Here is a 24915-nt window from a genome sequence, read left to right on the forward strand (position 1 = left end):
ATGCCCTCACCCCGACCCTCTGCCGGAAGGAGAGGGAGGAAGACAGAGAGAGAAATACGATGAGCATTGAAATTCGAAATGTCAGCAAGCGCTTCGGCGATTTCCAGGCGCTGCGCGACGTCAACCTCGACATCGAGTCGGGCGAGCTGGTCGCGCTGCTCGGCCCGTCGGGCTGCGGCAAAACCACGCTGCTGCGCATCATCGCCGGGCTCGAGACTGCCGACGCGGGCAACATCCTGTTCTCCGGCGAGGACACGACCGACGTGCACGTGCGCGAGCGCAACGTGGGCTTCGTGTTCCAGCATTACGCGCTGTTCCGCCACATGACCGTGTTCGAGAACGTGGCCTTCGGCCTGCGCGTCAAGCCGCGCAGCCAGCGCCCCGGCGAAGCCGCGATCAAGAAGAAGGTGATGGACCTGCTCAAGCTGGTGCAGCTCGACTGGCTGGCCGACCGCTATCCGTCGCAGCTCTCCGGCGGCCAGCGCCAGCGCATCGCACTGGCACGCGCATTGGCGGTGGAGCCGAAGGTGCTGCTGCTCGACGAGCCCTTCGGCGCGCTCGATGCCAAGGTGCGCAAGGAACTGCGCCGATGGCTGCGCCGCCTGCACGACGAACTGCACGTCACCTCGATCTTCGTCACGCACGATCAGGAAGAAGCGCTGGAAGTGGCCGATCGCGTGGTGGTCATCAACAAGGGCCAGATCGAGCAAGTCGGCTCGCCGCAGGAGGTCTGGGACCATCCGGCCAGCCCCTTCGTCTATGGCTTCCTCGGCGACGTGAACTTGTTCCACGGCCGCGCGCACGAGGGCGAGGTGCAGGTCGAGGGCATCCGGTTGCATGCCCCGGAGCACAACGCGGTCCAGGACAGCAAGGCGCTCGCCTACGTGCGCCCGCACGACCTCGACATCTCGCGCTACACGCAGGGTGCGAGCGGCATCGTGGCCACGCTGACGCGCGCCATCGTGGTCGGACCGATCGCGCGGCTGGAACTTGAGCCCACCGAATCGAATCCAGATAATCCGGGCACCGGAACCATCATCGAAGCGCAACTCCCTGCGCAACAGTTCCGGGACCTGGGCTTGAAGGAGGGCGACACCGTGGTCGCCCAACCGCGCAAGGCCAGGGTGTTCGTAGAAGACTGGGTTTCTCCTTGATCGATTGGTTTTTCGGCGCACCGCGCCGCGCTTATGCGCTCATTTGTCTCGCCTGCATCGGCATGCTGGCCTTCGGCATGTACCTGCAGCATGTGGTGGGGCTCGAGCCTTGCCCCATGTGCGTGGTGCAGCGCTATGCGTTGGCGATGGTGGGCGTGTTCGCCTTGATTGCGGCGCTGAGCAACCGCAAGGGCGTGCAGGTGCCGTTCGCGTTGCTGGCCTTGCTGTCGGCCATTGGCGGCGCCTTCACCGCCGCGCGCCAGACGTGGCTGCAATGGCATCCGCCGGAATTCGTGAGCTGCGGCCGCGACATCTACGGGATGATCGAGAGCTTTCCGCTGCAGCGCGCCTTGCCCATGATCTTCAAGGGCAGCGGCGATTGCTCGAAGGTGGATTGGACCTTTCTCGGCCTGTCGATCGCCAACTGGTCGTTCATCTCCTTCGTGGTGTTCGGCCTGCTGCTGATCGTGCTGGCTGCACGCAGCCTCCGTCGCAGCCACTCCGGCTTCGCCGCAGCCTGACTCTCAGCGATACACCGGCGGGGGCCTGTGCCAGCCGCTGGCGTCGACCGCGACAGCCTGCCTACAGCGGCAAGGCATCGAAAGCCGCGTAAGCCGTCGCCAGCCAGGTCTTGACGCGTTGGCGTTCCAGCAACCCGAGCGCATTCGGGCCCTTGTCGTTGACCGCCTTCCAAAAGCTCGTGTTCTGCGCATCGATCTTGCGCATGCTGGTCTCGTGCAAGCGCGGCAGGGCGATGACCTGCGCACCGGCGGCGGTCGCCTTGGCCAGCGATTGCGAGCCCAGCAGCATGCCGAAGTCGCTGCCGCGCCCGTAGTTCTGCACAACGATGTAGTTCGGTCGCTTGCCGAAGGTGTCGATCAGCGTGCCCAGCAGGTCGGTCGAGTCGCGGCCATCGTCCAGCACATGCCAGAAGTTGACGGCCACGCCGAGTTCCTTGAACACGTCGAAGAGGTCCGACTCCTTGATCCAGTTCGACAGCGGCGCCAGCGTCTGCGCGGCCAGGTCGACGATCACGCTCTGGTGCGGATTGGTCTCGAAGCCATTCACGATGGTGTCGAGCCCTTCGAAACTGTCCACCACCACCGGCGACGCAAAGCCTTCGTAGAAGCGCGTGAAGGAACTGTGCGAACGGTCAGTGTCGAAACCGACGAAAGGCCGGCTGCGATCGATGAAGTACTGCGCCAGCACGCGCGCCGTGACCGACTTGCCAACGCCGCCTTTTTCGCCGCCGATGAAATTGATGGAACTCATGTGGTGGTGCCCAGGAAGAATGGTGTGAGTGGAGGGGGAGGAAAGTCGCGGGGCATTCTAGGGGCCGACCCGCGTGGGGCGCTGTAAGAATCGGTGCCGTCCAAGCATCGATCGTGCCGGGCCTCGTCCTCAGGGCTTCACCATCGACAGGAAGGGCGTGAGGCTTCCCAGCACGAAGCTCTGCCCGAAGTCCAGCGCGGCGCGGCGGTACTTCTCATCGGCCTGCGCGGCCATCAGGTCGAGCCGCGCGACCACCTTCGACAACTCGCGATCCGGCAGCAGGTTGCGACCGCGGTCGCTGATCTCGGTGGCGAGCAGCAGGGGCTGTCCATCCGGCCCGACCTTGGACGTGATGAGCCACAGCGATATCTCGACGTTGCGCGCCGCGCGGTAGCTGTTCTCGGCATTGACGCCGTCGATCATCGTCTGGTCCCAGGTGTTGCCGTTGGCCTCCTTCAGCATGCTGGCCCAGCCGACCGCCAGCGCGGCCACGCGGTCGCCCTGGTAGCCTTGGGGCGTGGCCTCGAAAGCCATGCGGATCGCGTCGATGCCCAGGGCCCCCCGCAATTCGGTCAGCGATGCGCCCTGCATGATCGTGTCCCAGGTGCGCTGGACCGCCTCTTCGGGGCTCTTCGCCCACTTGCGCCACTCGCGTGGATTGCGGCGGTAGAGCGACAACTGCACCCGGCGAATCGATTGCAGGTTGTCGCGCAGGGCGAGGTTGGCGATGCGGTTCGCGCCGGACTGGATCAATTCGTTGTTGGCATAGGGCTCGGCCCGTTCGGTCGAGTTGACCATGCTGTGGCAGCCCGCGAGGCTCAGGGACGCAACAGCGAGGCCCCACAGCGCGGCCCGACGATGGAAATGGGGCGGGCCGGCGAGCGAACGGGAGGTATCACGCATCACCTGCACGTTATCATCGTCCTCCTGCGAGACAGCCTGCAAGCTGTGCAATTTTCCTTACAAATCAAGGCCTTGGCCGACCCGTCGTGCGCCTCAATTCCATCAAGCTTTCCGGCTTCAAGTCCTTCGCCGAACCGACCAACTTCATGCTGCCCGGCCAACTGGTCGGCGTGGTCGGTCCCAATGGCTGCGGCAAGTCGAACATCATGGACGCCGTGCGCTGGGTGCTCGGCGAATCGCGCGCCTCCGAATTGCGCGGCGAGTCGATGCAGGACGTCATCTTCAACGGCACGACCACGCGCAAGCAGGCCAGCCGCTCCAGCGTCGAACTGGTGTTCGACAACGCCGACCATCGCGCCGGCGGCCAATGGGCGCAGTTCACCGAAATCGCGGTCAAGCGCGTGCTCACGCGCGACGGCACCTCCAGCTACTACATCAACAACCAACCGGTGCGCCGCCGCGACGTGCAGGACGTGTTCCTCGGCACCGGCCTTGGCCCGCGCGCCTACGCCATCATCGGCCAGGGCACGATCAGCCGGATCATCGAATCCAAGCCCGAGGAACTGCGCCTGTTCCTCGAGGAAGCCGCCGGTGTCTCCAAGTACAAGGAACGCCGCCGCGAGACCGAGAACCGCCTCGGCGACACGCGCGAAAACCTCACGCGCGTGGAAGACATCCTGCGCGAACTCAATGCCAACCTGGAGCGCCTGGAAAAGCAGGCCGAGGTGGCCGCGCGCTACAACGCGCTGAACGGCGATGCCACGCGCAAGCAGCACCAGCTCTGGCTGCTGAAGCGCACCGAAAGCGAGGCCGACCAGGCCAAGGTCAAGACTGAGGCCGAGCGGGCCATCAACGACCTCGAAAGCCGCACCGCCGACCTGCGCCATGTCGAGGCCGAACTGGAAACCGTGCGCCAGGCCCACTACGCCGCCGGCGACCACGTCAACCAGGCCCAGGGCAAGCTCTACGAAGCCAGCGCCGAAGTCGGCCGGCTCGAAGGTGAGATCCGTTTCGTGGTCGAAGGCCGCGCCCGCGTGGAGCAGCGGCTGGTGCAGTTGCGTGAACAGATCGGGCAATGGGGCACGCGCCGCGAGGATGCTGCCGCCGAGATCGAGACGCTGGCCGGGCAGGGCGTCGATGCCGAGGAGCAGGCCATCCTGCTCGCCGCGCAGCTCGAGGAACACGACGCGCGCATGCCCGAGCTGGAAGAAGCCCAGCAACGTGCGCAGGACGAAGCCAATGCCCAGCGCAGCAGCGTCGTCCAGGTGCAGCAGCAGATCCAGGTGCTGGCCGCCGACCAGCGCAACATCGACGAGCAATCCCGCCAGTTGCAGCAACGCAGCGAGCGCCTGCGCAACGACCAGCGTTCGCTCGACGCGCCCGACGAGGCCAAGCTCGCAGACTTGCAGGAACAACACGAAGCCGCGCAGGAAGCCGCCAGCGAAGCCGAAGGCCGGCTGCACGACCTGCAGGAGCAAGTCCCGCAACTCGACGACGACCGCCGCACGCGCCAGCAAGCGGTGAACACCGAGGGCGGCAAGCTCACCGAGTTCTCCGCCCGCCTCGAAGCACTCAAGGCGCTGCAGGAGAAGGTAAAGACGGACGGCAAGCTGGCCCCGTGGCTCGCGAAGCACGGCCTCGATGGCTTGCAGGGCTTGTGGAGCCGCATCCACATCGAACAGGGCTGGGAGAACGCCCTCGAATCGGCGCTGCGCGAACGCATGGGTGCGCTCGAAGTCAGCCGCCTCGACATGGTGCGCGCCTTCGGCAACGATGCGCCGCCTGCCAAGCTGGCCTTCTACAGCCCGCCGAGCGCAGGCGTTGCGCCGGGTTCGTCAGAACTGCCGCGCCTGTCCGACCTGCTGCGGCTGAACGATGCCGGCTTGCAGGCCTTGCTCGTCGACTGGCTGCACGACTGCTTCACGGCCGAGAACCTCGACGACGCGCTGGCCCAGCGCAGCCGCCTGAAGTCCGGCGAGGTCATCTACGTGAAGAGCGGCCATGCGGTGTCCGCCCATGGCGTGAGCTTCTACGCGCAGGATTCCGAGCAGGCCGGCCTGTTGGCCCGTCAGCAGGAGATGGAGAACCTGGAGCGCCAGATCCGCGCCCAAGCCGTGATCGCCGATGAAGCCCGTACCGCATTGGTTCGCGCCGAGGCCGCCTACGGCGATGCCGCGTCGCGCCTGGTCACGGCCCGCCGCGAGGCCGCTGAAACTCGGTCGCGCGCCCATGAACTGCAGGTCGAGACGCTGCGCCTGACCCAACTGGCCGAGCAGGCCCGCGCCCGCAGCCAGCAACTCGCCAGCGACCTCGGCGAAGTCGATGCGCAACTGGAGGAATTGCAGGAGCGCCGCATCGCCTCCGAAGCGCGCTTCGAGGAACTGGACATGCAACTGGCCGACAGCCAGGAGCGCCATGCCCAGCTCGACGAGCGCGTGATCGAAGCCGCGCGCCAGCTGGCCGCGAGCCGTGAGCAGCACCGCAGCCTGGAGCGCCAGGCGCAGGAAGCCACCTTCTCGCAGCGCACCCTGGAAGCCCGTCGAGGAGAGCTGAGCCGCGCCATCGAGACCGCCACGCAGCAAACGGTGGCGCTTGCCGAGGAACAGGAGCGCGCCCAAGGCGAACTGACCCGCCTGTCCGACGCGGCCGCTCAAGCTGGCTTGCAGGACGCCCTGGCCCTCAAGCTCGAACGTGAAGCCTCGCTGGGCGCCATGCGCAGCCAGTACGACGACCTCACGATCAAGCTGCGCGCCAGCGACGAACGCCGTCTGAAGCTGGAACGCGAGCTGGAGCCGCTGCGCAGCCGCATCACCGAATTCCAGCTCAAGGAGCAGGCCGCGCGCCTAGGCTACGAGCAGTACGCGCAATTGCTCATCGACGCGCAGGCCGACATCGAGGCCGTTGCCCTGTCGATCGAGACCGAGAAGGTGCGCCTCACCGGCCTGCAAAGTGAAATCGACCGGCTCCATCGCGAAGTCGCGGCGCTTGGCGCGGTGAACCTCGCGGCGCTCGATGAACTCGCCATCGCCAGCGAACGCAAGACCTTCCTCGATGCGCAGTCGGCCGACCTGAACGAAGCCATCGGTACGCTGGAAGACGCCATCCGCAAGATCGACGGCGAGACGCGCGACCTGCTCGGCGGCACCTTCAAGATCGTCAACGACCATTTCAGCCGCATGTTCCCGGAGCTGTTCGGCGGCGGCAATGCGCGGCTCATGATGACCGGCGACGAGATCCTGGATTCGGGCGTGCAGGTCATGGCCCAGCCGCCCGGCAAGAAGAACCAGACCATCCATCTGCTTTCGGGTGGCGAGAAGGCGCTCACCGCCATCGCGCTGGTGTTCGCGATCTTCCAGCTCAACCCCGCACCTTTCTGCCTGCTCGACGAAGTGGACGCGCCGCTGGACGACGCGAACACCGAGCGCTATGCCAAACTAGTGACCGCCATGAGCCGCGAAACCCAATTCCTCTTCATCAGCCACAACAAGATCGCCATGGAAATGGCCGAACAACTCATCGGCGTGACGATGCAGGAGCAGGGCGTTTCGCGCATCGTCGCAGTGGACATGGAGGCCGCGAAGTCGATGGCTGAAGCCGCATGAGCAATTTGACGGTTGCTCTTGCGATCCTCGGCGGCCTCGTGCTAGCTGCGGTGATTGGCTACAACGCCTGGATGTCGCGCCGCAATGCGCCGAAGCAGCCCGACGCGGCCACGCCACCCGCACCGACCGAAGGCGCGCCGACGTCGAACTTCGGCACCGAACCGGTGCTGCATCTCGACCCGAACCACGCCCCCGGCAGCGATCGGCACGAGCCCTTGTTCGACCCCGACCTGCCGCCGCCCAGCGGCCTGGCCGCAACCGCCGCCGACAAGCGCGGCGGCCTCGATCCGTTGATCGACGTGATCGCACCGGTGTCGCTCGACGGCCTGGCATCGGGCGATGCCGCATTGGCCGCGATGCCCGCGACGCGCCGCGCCGGCAGTAAGCCCGTGGCCATCGAAGGCCTCAACGAACACACGGCCAACTGGGAGCAGCCTGCGCCCGGCCAGCGCTACGGCGCCTTCCAGGTCGGCGTGCAACTGGCCAACCGCACCGGCGCGCTCAACGAAATCGAATATTCCGAATTCGTCGTCAAGGCGCAGGCCTTCGCCGACATGGTCAACGGCGCCCCCGAGTTCCCCGAGATGCTCGACGAAGTGGCGCGTGGCCGTGAACTCGACCAGTTCGCTAGCGCGCACGATGCTCAGCTCGGCTTCGTGCTGCGCGCCCTGCATGCAGCCTGGAGCCCCGGCTACGTGCAGCAGAGCGCGGCACGGCACGGTTTCGTCGCCGGCATGATTCCGGGCCGCATGGTGCTGCCCACGAGCGAACCCGGCTTGCCGCCGATCCTCGGCCTCTCCTTCGACACCCAGGCCGCACTCGCCGACGACCCTGCGCAATCGGCCATCCGCGAACTCACCCTGAGCCTCGACGTGCCCCAGGTCGACCGCAGCGAGCGCCCCTTCGAGCGCATGCGCGAAGTTGCAGCGGCTTTGGCGCGCGAGATGGACGGCGTGGTGACCGACGGCGACGGCCAGTTGTTGCGCGAAGAGATCATGGACGTGATCGGCGCCGATCTGGAGCAGCTCTACGACACGCTCGACTCGCGCGAGCTTTCCGCAGGTTCGGCGCTGGCGCGGCGGCTGTTCAGCTAGGGCCGGCGCGAGCGGGTCGCAGCCGCTTTCGACGCCGTATTCGCGCAGCAACGCCGGCAAGTTCCGGAGCACCAAGAAATTTCGCTGACGCCATTCCGACATGAACCCACCCGACAAGCAGTCAGTGACCGACGAGGCCGAAGGCCTGCGCGCCAAGCTGCGCCATCACTCGCACCTCTACTACGTGCTCGACGCGCCCGAACTGCCGGACGCGGAGTACGACAAGCTGTTCCAGCGCCTGCAAGCCATCGAAGCCGAACATCCCGATCTGCAGACGCCCGATTCGCCGACCCTGCGCGTCGGAGGCAAGGTGCTCGACGGCTTCATCAAGGTTCGCCACAAGGTACCGATGCTGTCGATCCGCACCGAGACCGACATCACCGCCGGCGGTGCCAGCGCCTTCGATGCGCGCGTGCGCCGCGAACTCGGCCTGGCCGAGGACGCGCCAGCCATCGAGTACATCTGCGAACTCAAGTTCGACGGCCTCGCGATGAACCTGCGCTACGAGGACGGTGTGCTGGTGCAAGCCGCCACGCGCGGCGACGGCGAGGTCGGCGAGGACGTCACGCAGAACATCCGCACCATCCAGCAGATCCCGCTGCGGCTGCAAGGTGATGCGCCGCCCGTGGTCGAAGTGCGCGGCGAGGTCTACATGCGCCGCGACCAGTTCGAGGCGCTGAACGAACGCCAGCGCGAGAAGATCGCCGCCGGACAGAAGAACGAGAAGGTGTTCGTCAATCCGCGCAACGCGGCGGCCGGCGCCGTGCGCCAACTCGACCCGGCCATCGCTGCGGCACGCCCGCTGAGCTTCTTCGCCTACGGCCTCGGCGAAGTGTCATCGCCCGAGCAAGGTGGCCCGGATTGCGCGACGCAATTCGATTGGCTCCAGCAATTCGCGGCCTGGGGCTTCCCGGTCGCGACACAGACGCAACGCGCGCTGGGCGCTGAAGCCTTGGTGGCCTTCCACGAAGCCATGGGCCGCGCCCGGGACGGCTTGCCCTATGACATCGACGGCGTGGTCTACAAGGTCGACAGCCTGGCGCTGCAACGGCAACTCGGCTTCGTCTCGCGCGAGCCGCGCTGGGCGGTCGCGCACAAGTACCCGGCGCAGGAGCAATTGACCGAGGTGCTGGCCATCGACATCCAGGTCGGCCGCACCGGCAAGCTCACCCCGGTGGCCAAGCTGGCGCCGGTGTTCGTCGGCGGCGTCACCGTCACCAATGCCACGCTCCACAACGAGGACGAGGCCCGCCGCAAGGACGTGCGCGTGGGCGACACGGTCATCGTGCGGCGCGCCGGCGACGTGATCCCCGAAGTCGTCGGCGTGGTGCCTGAAAGCCTTGCCAAGCCGGCGGAGCGGCGTGGCGCCATCTTCACGATGCCGCACAAGTGCCCGGTCTGCGGCTCCGACGCGGTGCGCGAGGAGGGCGAGGCCGACTACCGCTGCACCGGCGGCTTGTTCTGCGGCGCCCAGCGCAAGGAAGCGATCCTGCATTTTGCGGCCCGTCGCGCGGTGGAGGTCGAAGGCCTCGGCGACAAGCTGGTCGAGCAGCTCGTCGACGCCAACCTGATCCGCACCTTGCCGGACCTCTACAAGCTCGGTTTCACCACGCTGGTCGGCCTCGACCGCATGGCCGAGAAGTCGGCGAAGAACATCGTCGATGCGCTGGAAAAATCGAAGAAGACGACGCTGAATCGCTTCCTCTTCGGCCTGGGCATTCGCCACGTCGGCGAGAGCACGGCCAAGGACCTGGCCAAGCATTTCGGCAAGCTCGACGCGATCATGGATGCGACCGAGGAACAACTCCTCGAAGTCAATGACGTCGGCCCGGTGGTCGCGCAAAGCCTGCGCACTTTCTTCGACCAAGCCCACAACCGCGAAGTGGTCGAGCAACTGCGCGCCTGCGGCCTGCATTGGGAAGAGGGCGAACCCGCCGCGCGCACGCCCCGTCCGCTCGCGGGCAAGACCTTCGTCATCACCGGCACTCTTCCTACGCTGGGCCGTGACGAAGCCAAGGACAAGTTGGAAGCAGCCGGTGCGAAGGTTTCGGGCTCCGTCAGCAAGAAAACGACCTTTGTCGTGGCAGGGGCCGAAGCGGGGAGCAAACTCGACAAGGCGCGTGAACTTGGCGTCGAAGTGATCGACGAGGCACGAATGCTTGTATTGTTGGCAAAGCCGGACTGAGGTTTACCTCGGGTTTACCTCGCGCCACCCCGGTGCGGTCAACACTGATTCGCGCCGGGTCGTTGATCAGGTTGACCAGGAGGTATTTGCCATGAACAGAATTCGATTGCTTGGGTTGGTGGCTGCGGTGGGCGCTTTGACCGCATTGACAGGGTGCGTGGCACCGGGCTACTACTACGGCGACCAGGGGTATGCACAGGGCTACCCCTATTACGCGGATCCCGGCCCCGTCGTGGTGGCGCCACCGGTTTCGGTGGGCGTGGGCGTTGGTGGGTATTGGGGCGGTGGGGGCGGCTATTACGACCGTGGCTATTACGGGCGCCCCGGTTACTACGGTCGACCCGGATACGCGCCGGCTCCTGCGCCACGTCCGGGGTATGGCGCCGGGAATCCACCGCGTCCTGGCTACGGTCCCGGCTATGCGCGCCCCGGCGGCAATCCTGGCCAGGGCGGACCCCGGCAAGGCGTGCCCAGGCAGCAGCAGCCGGGCTGGCAGACAGGCGGTGAGCGGGTCATCACGGGCCCGGTGGGTGAAGCCCATCCGACCGGCCCCTGAGGCCTGAAGAGATCCGCTCGCGATAATCGCCGGATGACCATTCGCGAGATCCTGAAGATGGGCGACCCGCGCCTCCTGCGCGTAGCCCAACCCGTGGCTGCATTCGACACCGACGAGCTCCACATGCTCGTGCGCGACATGTTCGAAACCATGCGGTCGGTGAACGGCGCCGGCTTGGCCGCGCCGCAGATCGGTGTTGATCAGCAACTCGTGATCTTTGGCACCGATGCTGTCAATCCTCGCTATCCGGATGCACCGCTGGTGCCGCGCACGGTGCTGCTCAACCCCGTCATCACGCCGATCGGCGAGGAAGAGGAGGAGGGCTGGGAGGGCTGTCTCTCAGTGCCCGGCCTGCGCGGCGTGGTGCCGCGCTTCGCCAGCATCCGCTACACCGGATTCGACCCGTATGGCGACCCGATCGATCGCACCGTCAGCGGCTTCCACGCCCGCGTGGTGCAGCATGAAGTCGATCATCTGCTGGGCAAGCTGTACCCCATGCGCGTGCGCGACTTTTCCCGGTTCGGCTTCACAGAGGTGTTGTTCCCAGGGCTCGATGCCAGCCAGGACGATTGAACGCTACATCGCCAGCATCTCGCGCTTGGCGATCACCTGCCGAGCCCAGTCGCGGTGCACCACGGCTTCGTACATCGTGCCATCGTGCTTGAACACGGCCGGGCAGTCGGGCTCCATCAAGCGCCGTGCGGCGAAGAGTTCACTGGCGCTCACGTGAAAGGCCGCTTCGATCGTCGCGATCTGGGCGGGGTGGATCGCGGTCTTGCCGCAGAAGCCGAAAGCCACATCGCGCTTGGCCTCTTGCGCCAGGACATGCTCGTCCTCGATGAAGTCGAACACCGGCGCGGTCAATGCGAAGCCCATCGGCTTGAATGTGAGAACCAGTTGTGAAAGCAGGCTGCCCAGCGGCGTGTCGTACAAGGTGAAGCCTCGCGTGCGACGCAGGCCCAACAGGCGCAGCAAGTCACTGCCGCCAACGCGCAAGGCAAGTATCCGCGACTTCCATTCGTCGTTGCAGAGTGCCAAAGACAGGTCGCGCATGGCGTCCGGGTTGAACACCTCGGAAGTCTCCAGCGTCGGCATGAGCCGGAACTTCCGGCCCTTCAGCAGGGCATGGTATTGCGGCATCACTGCCCGCGTGAACTTGGGCAGCACGAAGCCGTTCACCTTTTCGACGCCCGGCATCGCCAGCACGCGTGCCATCACGGCGGGATTGCGCACGCGCACGAAGCGCAGCAGGTCGGATCGCATTTCAGCCGGGTCCAGCGCCCGGAGGGCGGCGGCGAGGTTGTCCAATGCACCCTCGAGTTCGGCATCGCCCACAGCATCCTCGGTGCAGGCGATGACCGAACGCAAGGCGGGTATTTCGCGTCCGGAAAGAACCGCTGTCAGCTTGGATCGGGTCGCCGGGACATAGAGCGAAGCTCCCAGGTGCGGCGCGCAGGCAATGGCAGGTTTCATGAGAGAAATCAGTCCTCTTGAAGTGTCTTGATAACGGCGACGGCACGCACTTGCAGCGCCGGGTCCAACGCAATGGGCACATGGGCCCGCTCAGCCAGCCACACCAGATGCGCCGTGGCGGCTTCGGCGCGATCGCGCAACAGCAGCAGGCGAGGCACCCGGCGCAGCAGGACGCGGGTGGACTCGCCGATGCCCGGCTTGATCAGGTTGATGTTGTCGATGCCACAGGTGCGAGACAGGTGCGCGAGAAGCGCTTTCGACTGCACACGCAGGTGCGCGGCATCGTGCGGAGGCAGGGGCTCCGCCAGGTATCGATCCGCATCGGCATGCAGGGCTTGCGCAATGCGGTCGATGAACCATCGGGACCGGTCCTGCGCCTGCCATTCCGGGTAGAGCAGGCAGCCATGGAAGTCCTTGGGGCCGATCTGGTCATTGAGGATGGAGCGGCTCACCAGGCCGCTCACCGTCGAATTGAGCACGGCCGAAGGGATCAGGTAGTCGTCGGAAGAGCCCGCCGCAAAGGCCTGCCCGGCCAGGTCGCACAGCACGAACAACTGCGCCGGAATCGCGAGGCGACGGCTGGCGTTGAAGGCTCCCAGCGAACGAACCAGCTCGCGCGCGATGGCGCCCTTGCCGGTCCAGCCATCCACGAAGACCAGTGATTCCGGCGCATGCCTGGACAGGATGAAATCCAGCGCAACGGCATCGACGCCACGGTCCCGGACGATGGAGATGGAATAGTGCGGTGCGTCGATGCCGAAGTACCTGGCGAGCGTGCGACGCAACAGCACACCCACGGGCGTCCCTGCGCGCGCAAAGGACACCAGCGTGATGTTCTTTCCGCGCCCCCCGACGATGTGCCGCGCCAGGCGCATCACGTCACGCGCCATGCATGCAGCGTTGCTTTCCACCGCCTGCTCGAACAGCGAGAAATACTGCGGCGACGGCAACTGCTCGCGGCCGATCAACTCGCTGTAGTGGCGCTGCCCCGTCTGGATCAGGCGCTCCTTTTCCGCGGTGCCGGTGATGGGTGCGAGCGTGAGGGGCTTCAGCAGGAAGCGAACGTCTTCCGCCGCATAGCTGCCATGCAGGGGCACGCGGTCATCCAGCATGCGCGCGCTCCTTTTGGCCGGCCAGCCGATGTCCCAGTTGCGTGCCGCGCGGCGTCATGCCGTAGTCGCACAAGGCCATGAAATCGGCATCGCTGTAGCTGTCTCCGAAGCCGATGGTCACGATCTCGCCATGCGCAGCGCGCAAGCGGGACAAGAGGAAGGTCAAGGCTGCGGACTTGTCCAGGCCGGGGGGCAGCAGTGCGAGGTTGTTGGCGTTCTGATGGCTGCGAAAGCCGGGATGTGCCGCCAGCAACGGTCCCAGCACCTCCGTGTCGAGTTGCGTCAGCGCCCCGGCGTCGTGCTCTCGGTGCTTGGCGACCACGTATTGCGCCAGTCCGCCTTCGTGCACCACGCGCGTCCAGGCGTTCAGGCCGCGTGCATCGATCGCAGCCTGCAGCAGCGTGCACGCTTCCTGCAACAGAAGCGCGGACGGCCCCAGGACCTTCGCCATGTGGGCTGCCCATTCGGCGTCTTCGCGGCCGGTGTCGTCCAGCAGCACGCCGCCAAAGCTCACGATGGCCGGGCCGGAGAACGACAGCAAGACGCGACGAAAGGCTTCGATGCTGCGTGCGGTCACCGGCACCAGACGGGCATCGCGCATCAACCAGTCCAGGAAGGCGCGCTGCGGGCCGTTGGTGTACGAGACGACATCGCCATTCCTGAGGAGCGCCGCAGGCTGCGAGTCAGGACCTGGTGCGCGCTTGCGCGCGCTGGAGAACAGCGTGTCGTCCAGGTCGCTGAACACGAACACAGGCGGACGGGTGGTGGTCACGCAGCGAGCCCACCATTGAACCCGACGCTTCGCGCGCCCAGGAGTTGCAAGCTGGTGGCGAGGCTGCTGTCGTTGCCATCCCCAGGGGATTCGTGGCACAGCAGCACCGCACCATAGTCCTCGGCCTTGAAGTTGTAGAGCGCGTTGGGAATGCCCTCACCGTACAGGTCCGGCAGGGACAGGCGCGAGCCGATGCTGGCGCCCACGAGCACGGGGGAGCGCGTGGTGGACTGGACGCGAATCTCCAGGCCGGCATCTTCCAATGCGGCGCCCAGCACGAAGGCGGGATGCATGAATTCGCCGCTGCCGAGCACCAGCACAGGCTCGTCGCGTGGCAGCGTGCGGACCAGGCCGGCCACGAGCGACTCCGGTACTTCCAGCGATGCATCGCTTCCCAGCCGTGCACTGGCGCCGCTGTTGTAGGCGCGGCGGCAATTCATGTCCGCCTGCGCGGCGGGCGGCGGCGGTGCCTGGAAATCGGGGTTGGCCGAGAATGTGAACTGGCCTTCCACCAGGGCCGGAAAACTCACGCGCCGGGGTGGCACACCTGCGGCGTCCAGCAGGGCCAGTTGCTCGCGAAAACGCGCCTGGCCGGGCTCGTCCATGAAATTGCAGAGAGACACGGCGGCAATCTCTTCGAGTGCCGGATTCCGTGCGCTGTAGGCGGCGATCAGGCTGAGGTAGGTGTCGCCGGTGCTCAATTCATCGTCGACCAGCACCAGGAGTCGCGCACGCTTGAACAACCCTGCCCAGTCCTCGCGCTCCGGCACATGCAGGCGCAGGTTCTGCGCGTGGCTGTGGCGCTCCAGGAAGGGCAGCATCTCCGCGCCAGACAACGGATAGCGGGTGGTCTGCACATAGAGCGCACTCCCGGGCCCGAAGCGCTCGAGGTACTGCTCGAAGACACCCTGGCCCAGGCCGGTCGCCGTTTCGGCAAGTCCGATGAACAGCGCGGGCGCATCCCCCGGCGCGGCCAGCTTGGCGGCCAGCGCGACGTGGGCGGCGCGCATCACGGACGGCTTGCAGGGCCAGTGCTTGCCCAGCACCTTGCTGACGAACAGGAAGCCGCGCTTGGGGTTGTGCCTCGCGGCAAACCCGCAGAGTTCATGCAGGGGCCAATCCGCGCGGCGCAGGGAAACCTTCAGGGAACCGGTCGGCAGTTCGACATGCGCCTGCATTGCTTCCGGCATGACAGTCACACTGTTATTGCGCATGGCTGACAGGCAGGCTGATGGCCACGGCAACTTCAGTCACGCGCTGCCCCAGGCGAGCCTGGGGGATGGCGAGCGTGTCGTATCCGTCGACAAATCCTCGCAGGGCGAGGTACGGCAGGTTGATGCCCGACAGGCAACTCATGGCCACGCCACCGGAGGCCCGCGGGTTGATTTCCAGCAGCCTGGGCTTGCCCTGGGCGTCTTCCTTGAACTGCACGTTGATCATGCCGTTCAGGCCGAAGCGCTCGACCAGGCACTGTGCATGCGCCAGCAGCAACGGGTTGTCGTCCAGCAACTGGGTGTTGCTGAGGATTGCCTTCTTGCGCACGACGCCGGTCACCCAACGCCCCTGGTCGGCGACGCAGTCCACGCTGAATTCGTGGCCCGGCAGGTACTCCAGCACCTGCTGCGGTGCGCAGGTACCGTCTTCGTCGACCGCCTTCCGGACCCATTCCGAGAGCGTCAGGCCGCGCAAGGGCCGGCGCTTGTCCGTCGGGTGCATCAGCCGATAGAAGCCCTTGCCGTAGACCGACACGGTGGGCTTGATGCAGGCGCGATGGCCCTGCGCCCAGATCGTTGCCACCGCCTTGACCAGGTCGCCAGGGTCGCGCAGTTCAACCGAACTCGCCAGGATGTCCTGGTCCGCCAGTTGCCGATAGACCCACGCCTTGTCGTGCAGCCTGGGCAGCGTGCCGGCATCGGCGGGCGCCAGCACGCGTATGCCGTGCGCCGCGAACATTTCGCTGGCGTGGACCAGGGCGGCCGTTTCGTGTCCCGGGACGATGACGTCGATCTTCTGCCGGACCGCGAAGTCCAGGCACCAATCGCGATAGGCGTCGGAATCCAGGCCGACAGGCTCTACCTGCCATTCGTCGGCGGCCGCATAGCCTGTGAACCAGGTGTGCTTGTGGGTGCAGATGAGCGTGAATCGCCGGGTTGTATCGGCTTCCCTGATCAGTGACAGCACTCGATAGGCAAGGGCAAAGGGGCGGTTGAACCAAACTCGCATGGGTGGCTTCGGCAAAGGGAGGATTGCGTCTTGTGGCCGTGCCGCGCGCCTGCTCCATGCAAACGGCAATGGCGCTCGAAGGACCTTCGCGGCTGCGACGGTCAACGAGCTGTGGCGCGGACATCGAGGCCAGGGTCTCTGGCCTGCGGGTTCAAGACGATGAGAAGAGGCTCAGGAATCGAGCCCTTGCGCGAAGCGACCGACTGCTGCTCGGTCGTTGATGGGGCGCTGCGAAAAGGCAGGCGATGGGTGCCGCTGGTGCGTCGCGCTGCGCATGTTTCCATGCCGAATGCGATCATGGCCAATGAAGGCATGCATGATGTGTCTCCCTGAGTTTTCTGGTGAGCGCATTGCGCGCTCGATCACTCAAAGCTTACTACGCTCGTAGTAATTCGCGCTTGGTAATCCCCCCAAGGCTTGTGCCCTTCGGCGTGAATGAAGGAGAGACTTCAGGCCATGGCGATGGGCCGGGAGCGCCCCCCGGCCCTGGCGCTCAGTTGTACTTTCCGCTGCTGCCGCCCACGCTGAACCGTCCGGCGCCAAGGAAGGCCACGGCCAGTGCGGCGAACAGGAACATGCCTTGCAGTTCCAGTGCCCACCCGCCGCTCTTGCCGAGCGACGAGATGTCCTTCATGTGCACCAGCGCAATGGCAACCAGCATGTTGATCACCGTGATCCACGCGGCGGGCCGCGTATAGATCCCCACGATCAGCAGCACGGGCGCGATGATCTCGCCGACGTAGACAAGGTAGGCCAACGCCGACGGCAAACCATGCGACGTCATCAGGCCCGCGATATAGCCGACGCCGCTGCTGAGCTTGGCGACGCCGTGCAGGAGGATCAGCACGCCCAGGGCCAGGCGAAGAATCAGCTTGCCAGTGTCATCGGAACGGATCATGCAAGAAACCTTTCATAACTGAAATTGAAGATGGGCGCGATTGTCCGTCAGTCACAGCCCTTTGCAGGCGACAAGGCGCATCCCCTCGTAAACTGCCCGCTGCTGACAATTGAGGAACTTCCATGAACCATCGTTTTCGACCCGCCCTGGCCGTTGTTTCCGCGGTGGCGGCCACCTTCGCGCTGGCTGCAGCCGCGCCCGCCTTTGCCGGCAAGACGCTTGACGCCGTCAAGGCGCGCGGCACCGTGAAGTGCGGCGTGACCAATGGCGTGGCGGGCTTCTCGGCACCGGACACGCAAGGCAACTGGTCGGGCCTCGACGTCGACACCTGTCGCGCCATCGCGGCCGCCGTGCTCGGCGACGGCAAGAAGGTCGACTTCGTGCCGCTCAACTCGCAGCAGCGATTTGCCGCCCTGCAGGCCGGCGAGATCGACATCCTGGCGCGCAACACCACCTGGAACCTCACGCGCGACGCGTCGCTGGGCTTCAACTTCACCACCATCAACTACTACGACGGCCAGGGCTTCCTGGTGCCGAAAAAGATCAAGGTGACCAGCGCCAAGCAACTCAAGGGCGCGACCATCTGCACGCAGTCGGGCACCACCAACGAGAAGAACGTGGCCGACTGGTCGAAGGCCAACAACATCCCGGTGAAGACGGTGGTGTTCGAGAGCTTCGAAGCCTCGTTCAAGGCCTTCTTCGCGGGCCGCTGCCAGGCGTTCACCACCGACGCCTCGGCGCTGGCGGGCCTGCGCAACAAGGAAGCGACCAATCCGGACGACTATGTGATCCTGCCGGAGCTGATCTCCAAGGAGCCGCTGGCACCAGCCGTCCGCCGCGGTGATGACGAGTGGTTCGCCATCGTCAAGTGGGTGCCGAACGCGCTGATCGAGGCGGAGGAGGCCGGCATCACGCAGGAGAACATCGATGCGCTCAAGGCCACCAGCAAGGACCCGGCGCAACAACGCCTGGTCGGCAGCGGCGATGACCTGGGCAAGCTGCTGGGGCTGGACAAGGACTGGTCGTACCGCGCGATCAAGGCCGTGGGCAACTACGGTGAGATGTTCGAGCGCAACGTCGGGCCGAAGTCGGTGCTGAAGCTGCCGCGCGGCGCCAACAACCTGTGGAACAAGGGCGGCCTGCTCTACGCGCTGCCGGTGAAGTGAGTGGCCCGGCGCCGGGAAGCGCGCGCGGTTTGGCTGGCGTGGGCGCTGCAGGCGCTGCTCGTGATGGCGGTGGTGGGCGGGGCGTTCTGGCTCGTTCACCATGCGCTGGAAGCCTTGCGCGCGCGGGGCGTTCGCTCCGGTTTCGATTTCCTGTGGGACGCGGCGCGCTTCGAAGTGGCGGAGGGCTGGCTGGACTTCGAAGGCAGCCAGCCGCTGTGGCGCGCGTTCCTCGCGGGCCTGGTCAACACGGTGCGGGCCTCGGTGCCCGCGGCGCTGATCGCCGTGGTGCTGGGCACGCTGCTGGGTATCGGGCGGCTCGCGCCGCACATGCTGGTGCGCTGGCTGTGCGCGCTCTATGTGCAGACGTTGCGCAACGTGCCGCTGCTGCTGCAACTGCTGATGCTGTACTTCGCGATCACGCACCTGTTGCCCGATTCAACCGAGGCCATCGAACTCGCGCCCGGCGTCTGGCTCAGCAAGGGCGGGTTGTCGATGCCGTGGCCCGTGAGCGAGCCCGGCGATTTCTGGCCCAGCCACTTTGATTGGCCTGAGCGCGGAAGCTTCAATGTCACGGGCGGCGCGGCGCTGAGTCCCGAGTACCTGGCGGTGGTGCTGGCGCTTGCGCTCTACACGGCCGCCTTCATCGCGGAGATCGTTCGGGCGGGCATCGGGTCGGTGTCGGCCGGGCAGAAGCTTGCGGCGCAGGCGCTCGGGTTGACGCCCGGGCAGCAACTGCGCATCGTGGTGCTGCCGCAGGCGTTGCGCGTGATCGTGCCCGCACTGACCAACCAGTTGCTGAGTCTGACGAAGAATTCCTCGCTCGCCGTCGCGGTCGGCTATCCGGAACTGGTGTCGATCGCCAACACCACGCTCAACTCGACCGGGCGCGCGTTCGAATGCATCGCGGTGATCATGGCCGTGTACCTCGCGCTGTCCCTGATCACTTCGGCGCTGATGAATCGGTACAACGCGCGCGTGGCGTTGCGAGGGTGGCAATGAGCGTGCGCAAGGAGTTGTTCGGTTCGCCGCTGCGCGCCGCCGCGACCGTGCTGTTGCTGGCGCTGTTCGCATGGGGCGGCGTGCATCTGTTCGACTGGGCCGTGCTGCACGCGGTGTTTCGTCCGGACGCCGATGCCTGCCGCGCTGCGCAGGGCGCATGCTGGGGCGTGGTCGCGGAGAAATGGCGACCGATGCTGTTCGGGCGCTATCCCTATGAGGACCAATGGCGTCCCGCCGTCGCGGTGACTGTGTTGTCGGCCGCGACGCTGATGAGTGCCTGGCCCCGCTTCTGGCGCTGGTGGCTGCTGCCCTTGTGGGTCTTGGGCCTGGCCTTGTTCGTCGTGCTGATGCGTGGCGGCGTGTTCGGACTGGAGACGGTGCCGACGAGCCGGTGGGGTGGGCTGCCGCTGACCATCGGGCTGGCGGTGGTAGGGCTGGCCCTGGCCTTTCCGCTGGCCTTGCTGCTGGCGCTGGGGCGGCGCTCGCTGTGGCCGGCCGCGCGCACGCTGAGCGCGACCTACATCGAGCTGGTGCGGGGGGTGCCGCTGATTTCGGTGTTGTTCATGGCGTCCTTCCTGTTGCCGCTGCTGTGGCCGGCAGGCTGGCAACCGGACGTGCTGGTGCGCGTGCTGGCCGGGCTCAGCCTGTTCGTGGCGGCCTATCTGGCCGAGATCATCCGAGGTGGCCTGCAGGCGGTGCCGCGCGGGCAGACCGAGGTGGCGATGGCGCTGGGATTCGGCCGCTGGCCGGTGCAGCGCGACATCATCCTGCCGCAGGCACTGCGGCTCGTGGTGCCTGCGCTGACCAACAGCGTGGTGGGCACGCTGAAGGACACCTCGCTGGTGACGGTGGTCGGTTTGTTCGAACTGACCGGTGCGCTGGGGCTGGCGCTGGGCGGCGACCCCACCTGGCGGCCGTTTTACCTCGAGGGCTACCTGTTCCTGGCGCTGGTCTACTGGGTGATGTGCTACGGACTGTCACGCTACAGCGCCTGGCTGGAACGCAGGCTCGGCTCGGGGCAGCGCTGATCGGCTCTAGGCATAGGCGATCACGCCCTTGAGCCCGTGCTCGGAGATCGAGATCTTGCGACGCGTCAACCGGAACACGCCGATGCCATTGCGGCTGCCGTCGGTGTTGGTGTTGCCTTCGACGGTGGAGAGCCGGCCGTCGTCGTTGCACTGCTCGATGAAGGCGATATGGCCCAGGCCGCCGCCGAAGTCATACACCACGAGGCTGCCGGCACTCGCTTGCGACAGGTCGGCCAGCAGTTGCTTGGGCGTGAAGCGGGTCGCGCTCGGGATGGTCTTGGCGGCGTTCCAGTGGGCCAGTACGCCGGCGGTCTTCGGCGTCGGGTTGGGGATGCCCAGTTGCCTCGCCGCTTCGTTGAAGGCCCAGTAGACGAAGGCCTGGCACCACGGGAAGCCCGCTGCTCCGCCGCCTTTCGGGTTCAGGCCGGCAGTCGTCAGGAACACGTCGACATCCGGCCCGCGGTTCGGGCCCGTTTCGCGCACGCCGATCTTGCTGGCCGCCATCGCCAGCGCCGATGCTGCCAGCAGGCTCGCATTCTGCCGGGCCACCGGCGCCGGTGAGGACATGGCGAACCAGGTCAGGCGACCGACCACGCCATCGACCGTGAGCGGGCCGCCCGCGGAGTCGGTGTGCTGGGCCTGGAAGGTCTTGACGGCGCTGGTCATCAGCGCGTCGAAATTGCCGTCGAGCGGCACGTTGAGGCCATTGGCCACCAGTGCCTGCTGGATCGCCTTGACCGTTGCCTTGTCGGATTCGCCTTGGCGGACGGGTAGCTTGCTGAGGTCCAGGGCCATCGTCATCTCCTTCGCGTTCTTTGAAGGAAACGACTCTACGGACTGCGCCTGCCGGCCACATCCTCTGGACGAAGGATGGGCGGTTCGCGCTCAGGAAGCCAGCGCTTCCAGCAACTCCGTCTCGATCGCCAACTGCGCCCGCTGCCCCTGCAACTCCGGCCCGCTGATGAGGAAGGTGTCTTCCACCCGTTCGCCGAGCGTCGTGACCTTGGCAAGCTGCAGGTTCAGGTGGTGCCGGGCCAGCACCCGCGCCACTGAGTACAGCAAGCCCGCGCGGTCGCTGGCCGAGATGTTGAGCAGCCAGCGCTGCGCCTTCTCGTCGGGCAACAGGCTGATGCGCGGCTTGATCGGGAAGCTGCGCACGCGGCGCGACACGCGGCCCTTGCCGGGCGGGGGTAGCGCGCCGGCTTCGTCGAGGGTCTTGCTCAGGCCGGATTCGACCAGGCTGATCAGGTCGCGGTAGTGCTCCGGGATGAAGGTTGCGACCACCTGGAAGGTGTCCAGCGCATAGCCGTTGGTCGTGGTGTGGACCTTGGCATCCAGGATGCTGAAGGAAGCCTGCTCGAAGTAGCCGCAGATGCGCGCGAACAGGTCCATCTGGTCGGGCGTGTAGACGACCACCTGCAGGCCTTCGCCCACCGGCGACAGGCGGGCACGGACCAGGGCGGCCGCATGCGGGTCGATCGGCACGCCGTGCATCGGCACGCGGCGCGACAACTGCTTCGCATGCCAGGCGATCTCGCCGGCGTCGTGGCGCATGAAGTAGCCGATGTCGAGCGTCTCCCACAGGGCCTTGTGCGCATCGGCCGGTTGCGCGTAGAGCGCGAGTTCGACCAGCGCATCGTGCTTGCGGGCTTCGATCTCGGCGCCGGCATCGGGCATGTGGCCGCCCAGCGTGCGCAGCGTGGCGCGGTAGAGGTCCTCCAGCAGCTTGCCCTTCCAGGCGTTCCAGACGCGTGGTGACGTCCCGCGGATGTCGGCGATGGTCAGCAGATAGAGAGCGGTGAGGTAACGCTCGCTGCCGACCTTCTTCGCAAATGCGCCGATGACCTCGGGGTCGCTCAAATCCTGCTTCTGCGCGATCGTGCTCATGGTCAGGTGCTCGGCCACGAGGAATTCGATGAGCTTCGCATCTTCGCGGGCGATCTCGTGCTGCGCGCAGAAGCGGCGCACGTCGAGCGCGCCGAGCCGCGAATGGTCCCCGCCGCGGCCCTTGGCAATGTCATGGAACAGGGCCGCTACGTAGAGGATCCAGGGCTTGTTCCATCCGGCGGCAAGTTGCGAGCAGAACGGGTATTCGTGCGCGTGCTCGGCGATGAAGAAGCGCCGCATGTTCCGCAGCACCATCAGGATGTGCTGGTCCACCGTGTAGACGTGGAACAGGTCATGCTGCATCTGCCCGACGATGCTGCGGAACACGCGCAGGTAGCGCCCCAGCACCGAGGTCTCGTTCATCAGCCGGAAGGCGTGCGTGATGCCGCGCGGCTCCAGCAGCATGCGCATGAAGGTGACGTGGTTCACGCGGTCGTTGCGGAACTTGCTGTCCATCACATGGCGCGCGTTGTAGAGCGCACGCAGCGTGCGCGCCGACAGGCCCTTCACGCCGATGGTCTTCTGGTAGAGCAGGAAGGTCTCCAGGATCGCATGCGGGTCGCGCAGGTAGAGATCGTCGCTCGCCACCTCGATCAGGCCGGCCTTCTCGTAGAAGTTGTCGTTGATGCGCACCGGCTGCTCGCCCAGGGGCTGCAGCCGTTCGGAGATGTTGAGCAGCAGGATGTGGTTGAGCTGGGTCACGGCCTTGGCCGCCCAGTAGTAGCGCCGCATCAGCGCCTCGCTGGCCTTGCGTTCCGATTCGCCCTCGTAGCCGAAGGTGGCGGCCACCGCGGTCTGCATGTCGAACACCAGGCGGTCCTCGCGCCGGTTGGCGATCACGTGCAGGCGGGCGCGGACCAGGCTCAGCAGCGCCTCGTTGCGCTTGATCTGGCGCACCTCGAAGGCGGTGGCCAGGCCGTTCTTCGACAGGTCGTCCCAGCGCTGGCCGAAGCCGGCTGCCTTGGTCATCCACAGGATCACCTGCAGGTCGCGCAGGCCGCCGGGCGACTCCTTGCAGTTGGGCTCCAGCGCGTAGGGTGTGTTCTCGTACTTCTGGTGGCGATGCCGCATTTCCTGCGACTTGGCGATGAAGAACGCCTGCGGGTCCATCGCGGCCAGGAAGTCCTTGCGAAAGGCCGCGTAGAGCTTCTTGTCGCCGGTGATCAGGCGCGACTCGAGCAGCGAGGTCTGCACCGTCACGTCCTTCGCGGCTTCCGCCAGGCACTCACCGAGCGTGCGCACGCTGGAGCCGATCTCCAGGCCCGCGTCCCAGCAGCGGCCGATGAAGGCCTCCAGCCGCTCCGGCGCGACCTCGCCCTCGTGCGGCTCGGGCAACAGCAGCAGCACGTCGACGTCGGAGTAGGGGAACAGCTCGCCGCGGCCGAATCCACCGACCGCCACCAAGGACAACTGGTTGCCGAAGTCGGCATCGATCCAGAGGGCGCGCAGGGTTTCGTCGGCCAGCGCCGACAGCTCGCGCAACACGGTGTGAACGCTGCGCGTCGGGGCGCGCGCGAAGCGCAGGGTGTCGAACAGGGCGCGCTTGTGTGCGCGATAGGCCTCGCGCAGCATGGGCACGTCGACCGCTGCGGTGGTCGTCAAGTGGCCGTGGCCTTCACGAAGGAGGGCAGCGGCGGGCTGCCGGCCGACAAGGTCAGGACCTCGTAGCCCGTTTCGGTGACGAGCACCGAATGCTCCCACTGCGCCGAGAGGGAATGGTCGCGCGTGACGATGGTCCAGCCGTCGTACTGGCCGCCCTTGGCGTCTTCCTTGATGTCGCGCTTGCCAGCGTTGATCATGGGCTCGATCGTGAAGATCATGCCGGGCTTGAGTTCTTCCATGGTGCCGGGGCGGCCGTAGTGCAGCACCTGCGGTTCCTCGTGGAAACGCCGGCCGACGCCGTGGCCGCAGAACTCGCGTACCACCGAATAGCCGTTGCCTTCCGCGAACTTCTGGATCGCATGGCCCACGTCGCCCAGGTGGTTGCCAGGCTTGACCTGCAGGATGCCGTGCCACATCGCCTCGAAGGTGATCGAGCACAGCCGCTTGGCCGCGATCGACGCGTCGCCGACGATGAACATGCGGCTGTTGTCGCCGAACCAGCCGTCCTTGATGACGGTGACGTCGACGTTGACGATGTCGCCCTTCTTGAGCGGCTTGTCGTTGGGAATGCCGTGGCACACCACGTGGTTGACCGAGGTGCACAGCGACTTGGGGTAGGGCGTGCTGCTCGCGCCCATGTAGCCGACCGTGGCCGAGGTGGTGCCCTGCTTCACCATGTACTCGGCGGCCCATCGATCGATGTCGTTGGTCGTCACGCCGGGCTTGATCAGCGGCGTCAGGTGGTCCAGAACCTCGGAGGCAAGGCGGCACGCGACTCGCATGGCTGCGATGCCGGCGGCGTCGTTGTAGGAAATGCTCATAGCCCTGAATTATCCCTCTGGGCGGAAAGGCCTGTTGCCGGTATGTCCGTGCAGCCTGAAATGCCGGAGGACAAGCCGTAAAATCCCGGGCTCGCGCGGATGGCCCCAGTCAGCGGCCAGCCGCCCCTTGTCCCCCGTCAGTCCCATTCCAAACCAGGCCGCCAAGGC

Annotated in this window: 22 protein-coding genes; 11 read left to right on the top strand and 11 right to left on the bottom strand. The window is 66.2% G+C overall.

The features are described 5' to 3' along the window. Positions 1–59: 59 nt before the first annotated feature. On the top strand, positions 60–1154 hold the full coding sequence (locus tag WKW79_RS00565) for a sulfate/molybdate ABC transporter ATP-binding protein (protein WP_340333151.1): 1095 nt from the start codon (positions 60–62) through the stop codon (positions 1152–1154). Beyond that, positions 1151–1675: a disulfide bond formation protein B gene (locus WKW79_RS00570; protein ID WP_340333152.1), complete on the top strand. Its 525-nt coding sequence runs from the start codon at positions 1151–1153 to the stop codon at positions 1673–1675. Before WKW79_RS00565 ends, WKW79_RS00570 begins: the two co-directional genes overlap by 4 nt. 61 nt (positions 1676–1736) lie before the next feature. Here the strand turns inward: WKW79_RS00570 and WKW79_RS00575 are convergent, their stop codons facing one another. Beyond that, positions 1737–2426, bottom strand: coding sequence for a P-loop NTPase family protein (locus tag WKW79_RS00575; protein ID WP_340333153.1), 690 nt, complete (start codon positions 2424–2426; stop codon positions 1737–1739). Between the two features lie 129 nt (positions 2427–2555). Continuing rightward, entirely contained in the window at positions 2556–3329 is a 774-nt protein-coding gene (locus tag WKW79_RS00580) for a hypothetical protein (RefSeq protein ID WP_340333154.1), read from the bottom strand. Positions 3330–3415: 86 nt separating this feature from the next. On the opposite strand from WKW79_RS00580, the gene smc reads away from it, so the two are divergent. From smc to def, 5 genes are all read left to right on the top strand, one after another. Then, positions 3416–6931, top strand: a complete 3516-nt coding sequence (gene smc, locus WKW79_RS00585; protein ID WP_340333155.1) for a chromosome segregation protein SMC — start codon at positions 3416–3418, stop codon at positions 6929–6931. Next, positions 6928–8025, top strand: a complete 1098-nt coding sequence (locus tag WKW79_RS00590; RefSeq protein WP_340333156.1) for a cell division protein ZipA C-terminal FtsZ-binding domain-containing protein — start codon at positions 6928–6930, stop codon at positions 8023–8025. The genes smc and WKW79_RS00590 overlap by 4 nt, the downstream gene beginning before the upstream one ends. A gap of 100 nt (positions 8026–8125) precedes the next feature. Continuing rightward, on the top strand, positions 8126–10210 hold the full coding sequence (gene ligA / locus WKW79_RS00595) for an NAD-dependent DNA ligase LigA (RefSeq protein ID WP_340333157.1): 2085 nt from the start codon (positions 8126–8128) through the stop codon (positions 10208–10210). A gap of 91 nt (positions 10211–10301) precedes the next feature. Next, complete coding sequence (locus tag WKW79_RS00600) at positions 10302–10766, top strand: hypothetical protein (protein ID WP_340333158.1); 465 nt, start codon at positions 10302–10304, stop codon at positions 10764–10766. Positions 10767–10799: 33 nt separating this feature from the next. Further along, positions 10800–11339, top strand: a complete 540-nt coding sequence (def, locus tag WKW79_RS00605) for a peptide deformylase (RefSeq protein ID WP_340333159.1) — start codon at positions 10800–10802, stop codon at positions 11337–11339. A 3-nt stretch (positions 11340–11342) separates the two neighbouring features. Here def and WKW79_RS00610 read toward each other — a convergent pair whose 3' ends face one another. Genes WKW79_RS00610 through WKW79_RS00630 form a run of 5 tightly spaced genes read right to left on the bottom strand, consistent with a single transcriptional unit; the run spans position 11343 to position 16346 of the window. Further along, positions 11343–12239 carry an HpcH/HpaI aldolase/citrate lyase family protein gene (locus WKW79_RS00610; RefSeq protein WP_340333160.1) on the bottom strand — a complete coding sequence of 299 codons (897 nt, stop codon included), beginning with the start codon at positions 12237–12239 and terminating at the stop codon, positions 11343–11345. 8 nt (positions 12240–12247) lie between these two features. Then, on the bottom strand, positions 12248–13351 hold the full coding sequence (locus WKW79_RS00615; RefSeq protein WP_340333161.1) for a cysteine protease StiP domain-containing protein: 1104 nt from the start codon (positions 13349–13351) through the stop codon (positions 12248–12250). Beyond that, positions 13341–14123 carry an HAD family hydrolase gene (locus tag WKW79_RS00620; RefSeq protein WP_340333162.1) on the bottom strand — a complete coding sequence of 261 codons (783 nt, stop codon included), beginning with the start codon at positions 14121–14123 and terminating at the stop codon, positions 13341–13343. The genes WKW79_RS00615 and WKW79_RS00620 overlap by 11 nt, the downstream gene beginning before the upstream one ends. After that, complete coding sequence (locus WKW79_RS00625; protein WP_340333163.1) at positions 14120–15313, bottom strand: phosphoribosyltransferase domain-containing protein; 1194 nt, start codon at positions 15311–15313, stop codon at positions 14120–14122. Before WKW79_RS00625 ends, WKW79_RS00620 begins: the two co-directional genes overlap by 4 nt. A gap of 13 nt (positions 15314–15326) precedes the next feature. After that, positions 15327–16346: an ATP-grasp domain-containing protein gene (locus WKW79_RS00630; protein WP_340333164.1), complete on the bottom strand. Its 1020-nt coding sequence runs from the start codon at positions 16344–16346 to the stop codon at positions 15327–15329. Positions 16347–16532: 186 nt separating this feature from the next. Between WKW79_RS00630 and WKW79_RS00635 the strand changes: the two genes are divergently transcribed. Beyond that, on the top strand, positions 16533–16679 hold the full coding sequence (locus tag WKW79_RS00635; RefSeq protein WP_340333165.1) for a hypothetical protein: 147 nt from the start codon (positions 16533–16535) through the stop codon (positions 16677–16679). Positions 16680–16839: 160 nt separating this feature from the next. Here WKW79_RS00635 and WKW79_RS00640 read toward each other — a convergent pair whose 3' ends face one another. Next, a complete protein-coding gene (locus WKW79_RS00640) occupies positions 16840–17244 on the bottom strand; it encodes a DoxX family protein (protein WP_340333166.1) in 405 nt (134 codons plus the stop codon). Positions 17245–17366: 122 nt separating this feature from the next. Here WKW79_RS00640 and WKW79_RS00645 point away from each other — a divergent pair, with 122 nt between their 5' ends. The 3 genes from WKW79_RS00645 to WKW79_RS00655 are packed head-to-tail and all read left to right on the top strand — an operon-like array spanning position 17367 to position 20437. Continuing rightward, positions 17367–18410 (top strand): amino acid ABC transporter substrate-binding protein, encoded by a 1044-nt coding sequence (locus WKW79_RS00645; RefSeq protein WP_340333167.1) that lies wholly within the window; start codon positions 17367–17369, stop codon positions 18408–18410. Continuing rightward, positions 18411–19409: an amino acid ABC transporter permease gene (locus WKW79_RS00650; protein WP_340333168.1), complete on the top strand. Its 999-nt coding sequence runs from the start codon at positions 18411–18413 to the stop codon at positions 19407–19409. It abuts the gene before it with no gap. Next, complete coding sequence (locus WKW79_RS00655; RefSeq protein WP_340333169.1) at positions 19406–20437, top strand: amino acid ABC transporter permease; 1032 nt, start codon at positions 19406–19408, stop codon at positions 20435–20437. Before WKW79_RS00650 ends, WKW79_RS00655 begins: the two co-directional genes overlap by 4 nt. A gap of 6 nt (positions 20438–20443) precedes the next feature. On the opposite strand, the gene WKW79_RS00660 is transcribed toward WKW79_RS00655, so the two are convergent. From WKW79_RS00660 to map, 3 genes are all read right to left on the bottom strand, one after another. Further along, entirely contained in the window at positions 20444–21232 is a 789-nt protein-coding gene (locus tag WKW79_RS00660) for a CHAP domain-containing protein (protein WP_340333170.1), read from the bottom strand. Between the two features lie 90 nt (positions 21233–21322). Further along, on the bottom strand, positions 21323–23896 hold the full coding sequence (locus WKW79_RS00665; RefSeq protein WP_422823803.1) for a [protein-PII] uridylyltransferase: 2574 nt from the start codon (positions 23894–23896) through the stop codon (positions 21323–21325). A gap of 26 nt (positions 23897–23922) precedes the next feature. Further along, positions 23923–24747: a type I methionyl aminopeptidase gene (gene map / locus WKW79_RS00670; protein WP_340333172.1), complete on the bottom strand. Its 825-nt coding sequence runs from the start codon at positions 24745–24747 to the stop codon at positions 23923–23925. Positions 24748–24915 lie beyond the last annotated feature (168 nt).

This window comes from Variovorax robiniae (assembly GCF_037889955.1).
GTDB lineage: Bacteria > Pseudomonadota > Gammaproteobacteria > Burkholderiales > Burkholderiaceae_C > Variovorax > Variovorax robiniae.

Coding starts and splice junctions, on each gene's coding strand:
- WKW79_RS00575 (WP_340333153.1), bottom strand. CDS start 2,426: ATGAGTTCCATCAATTTCATCGGCGGCGAAAAAGGCGGCGTTGGCAAG.
- WKW79_RS00640 (WP_340333166.1), bottom strand. CDS start 17,244: ATGATCCGTTCCGATGACACTGGCAAGCTGATTCTTCGCCTGGCCCTG.
- WKW79_RS00660 (WP_340333170.1), bottom strand. CDS start 21,232: ATGGCCCTGGACCTCAGCAAGCTACCCGTCCGCCAAGGCGAATCCGAC.
- WKW79_RS00610 (WP_340333160.1), bottom strand. CDS start 12,239: ATGAAACCTGCCATTGCCTGCGCGCCGCACCTGGGAGCTTCGCTCTAT.
- map (WP_340333172.1), bottom strand. CDS start 24,747: ATGAGCATTTCCTACAACGACGCCGCCGGCATCGCAGCCATGCGAGTC.
- WKW79_RS00600 (WP_340333158.1), top strand. CDS start 10,302: ATGAACAGAATTCGATTGCTTGGGTTGGTGGCTGCGGTGGGCGCTTTG.
- WKW79_RS00615 (WP_340333161.1), bottom strand. CDS start 13,351: ATGCTGGATGACCGCGTGCCCCTGCATGGCAGCTATGCGGCGGAAGAC.
- WKW79_RS00625 (WP_340333163.1), bottom strand. CDS start 15,313: ATGCCGGAAGCAATGCAGGCGCATGTCGAACTGCCGACCGGTTCCCTG.
- ligA (WP_340333157.1), top strand. CDS start 8,126: ATGAACCCACCCGACAAGCAGTCAGTGACCGACGAGGCCGAAGGCCTG.
- WKW79_RS00655 (WP_340333169.1), top strand. CDS start 19,406: ATGAGCGTGCGCAAGGAGTTGTTCGGTTCGCCGCTGCGCGCCGCCGCG.
- WKW79_RS00665 (WP_422823803.1), bottom strand. CDS start 23,896: ATGCTGCGCGAGGCCTATCGCGCACACAAGCGCGCCCTGTTCGACACC.
- def (WP_340333159.1), top strand. CDS start 10,800: ATGACCATTCGCGAGATCCTGAAGATGGGCGACCCGCGCCTCCTGCGC.
- WKW79_RS00590 (WP_340333156.1), top strand. CDS start 6,928: ATGAGCAATTTGACGGTTGCTCTTGCGATCCTCGGCGGCCTCGTGCTA.
- WKW79_RS00565 (WP_340333151.1), top strand. CDS start 60: ATGAGCATTGAAATTCGAAATGTCAGCAAGCGCTTCGGCGATTTCCAG.
- WKW79_RS00645 (WP_340333167.1), top strand. CDS start 17,367: ATGAACCATCGTTTTCGACCCGCCCTGGCCGTTGTTTCCGCGGTGGCG.
- WKW79_RS00630 (WP_340333164.1), bottom strand. CDS start 16,346: ATGCGAGTTTGGTTCAACCGCCCCTTTGCCCTTGCCTATCGAGTGCTG.
- WKW79_RS00580 (WP_340333154.1), bottom strand. CDS start 3,329: ATGCGTGATACCTCCCGTTCGCTCGCCGGCCCGCCCCATTTCCATCGT.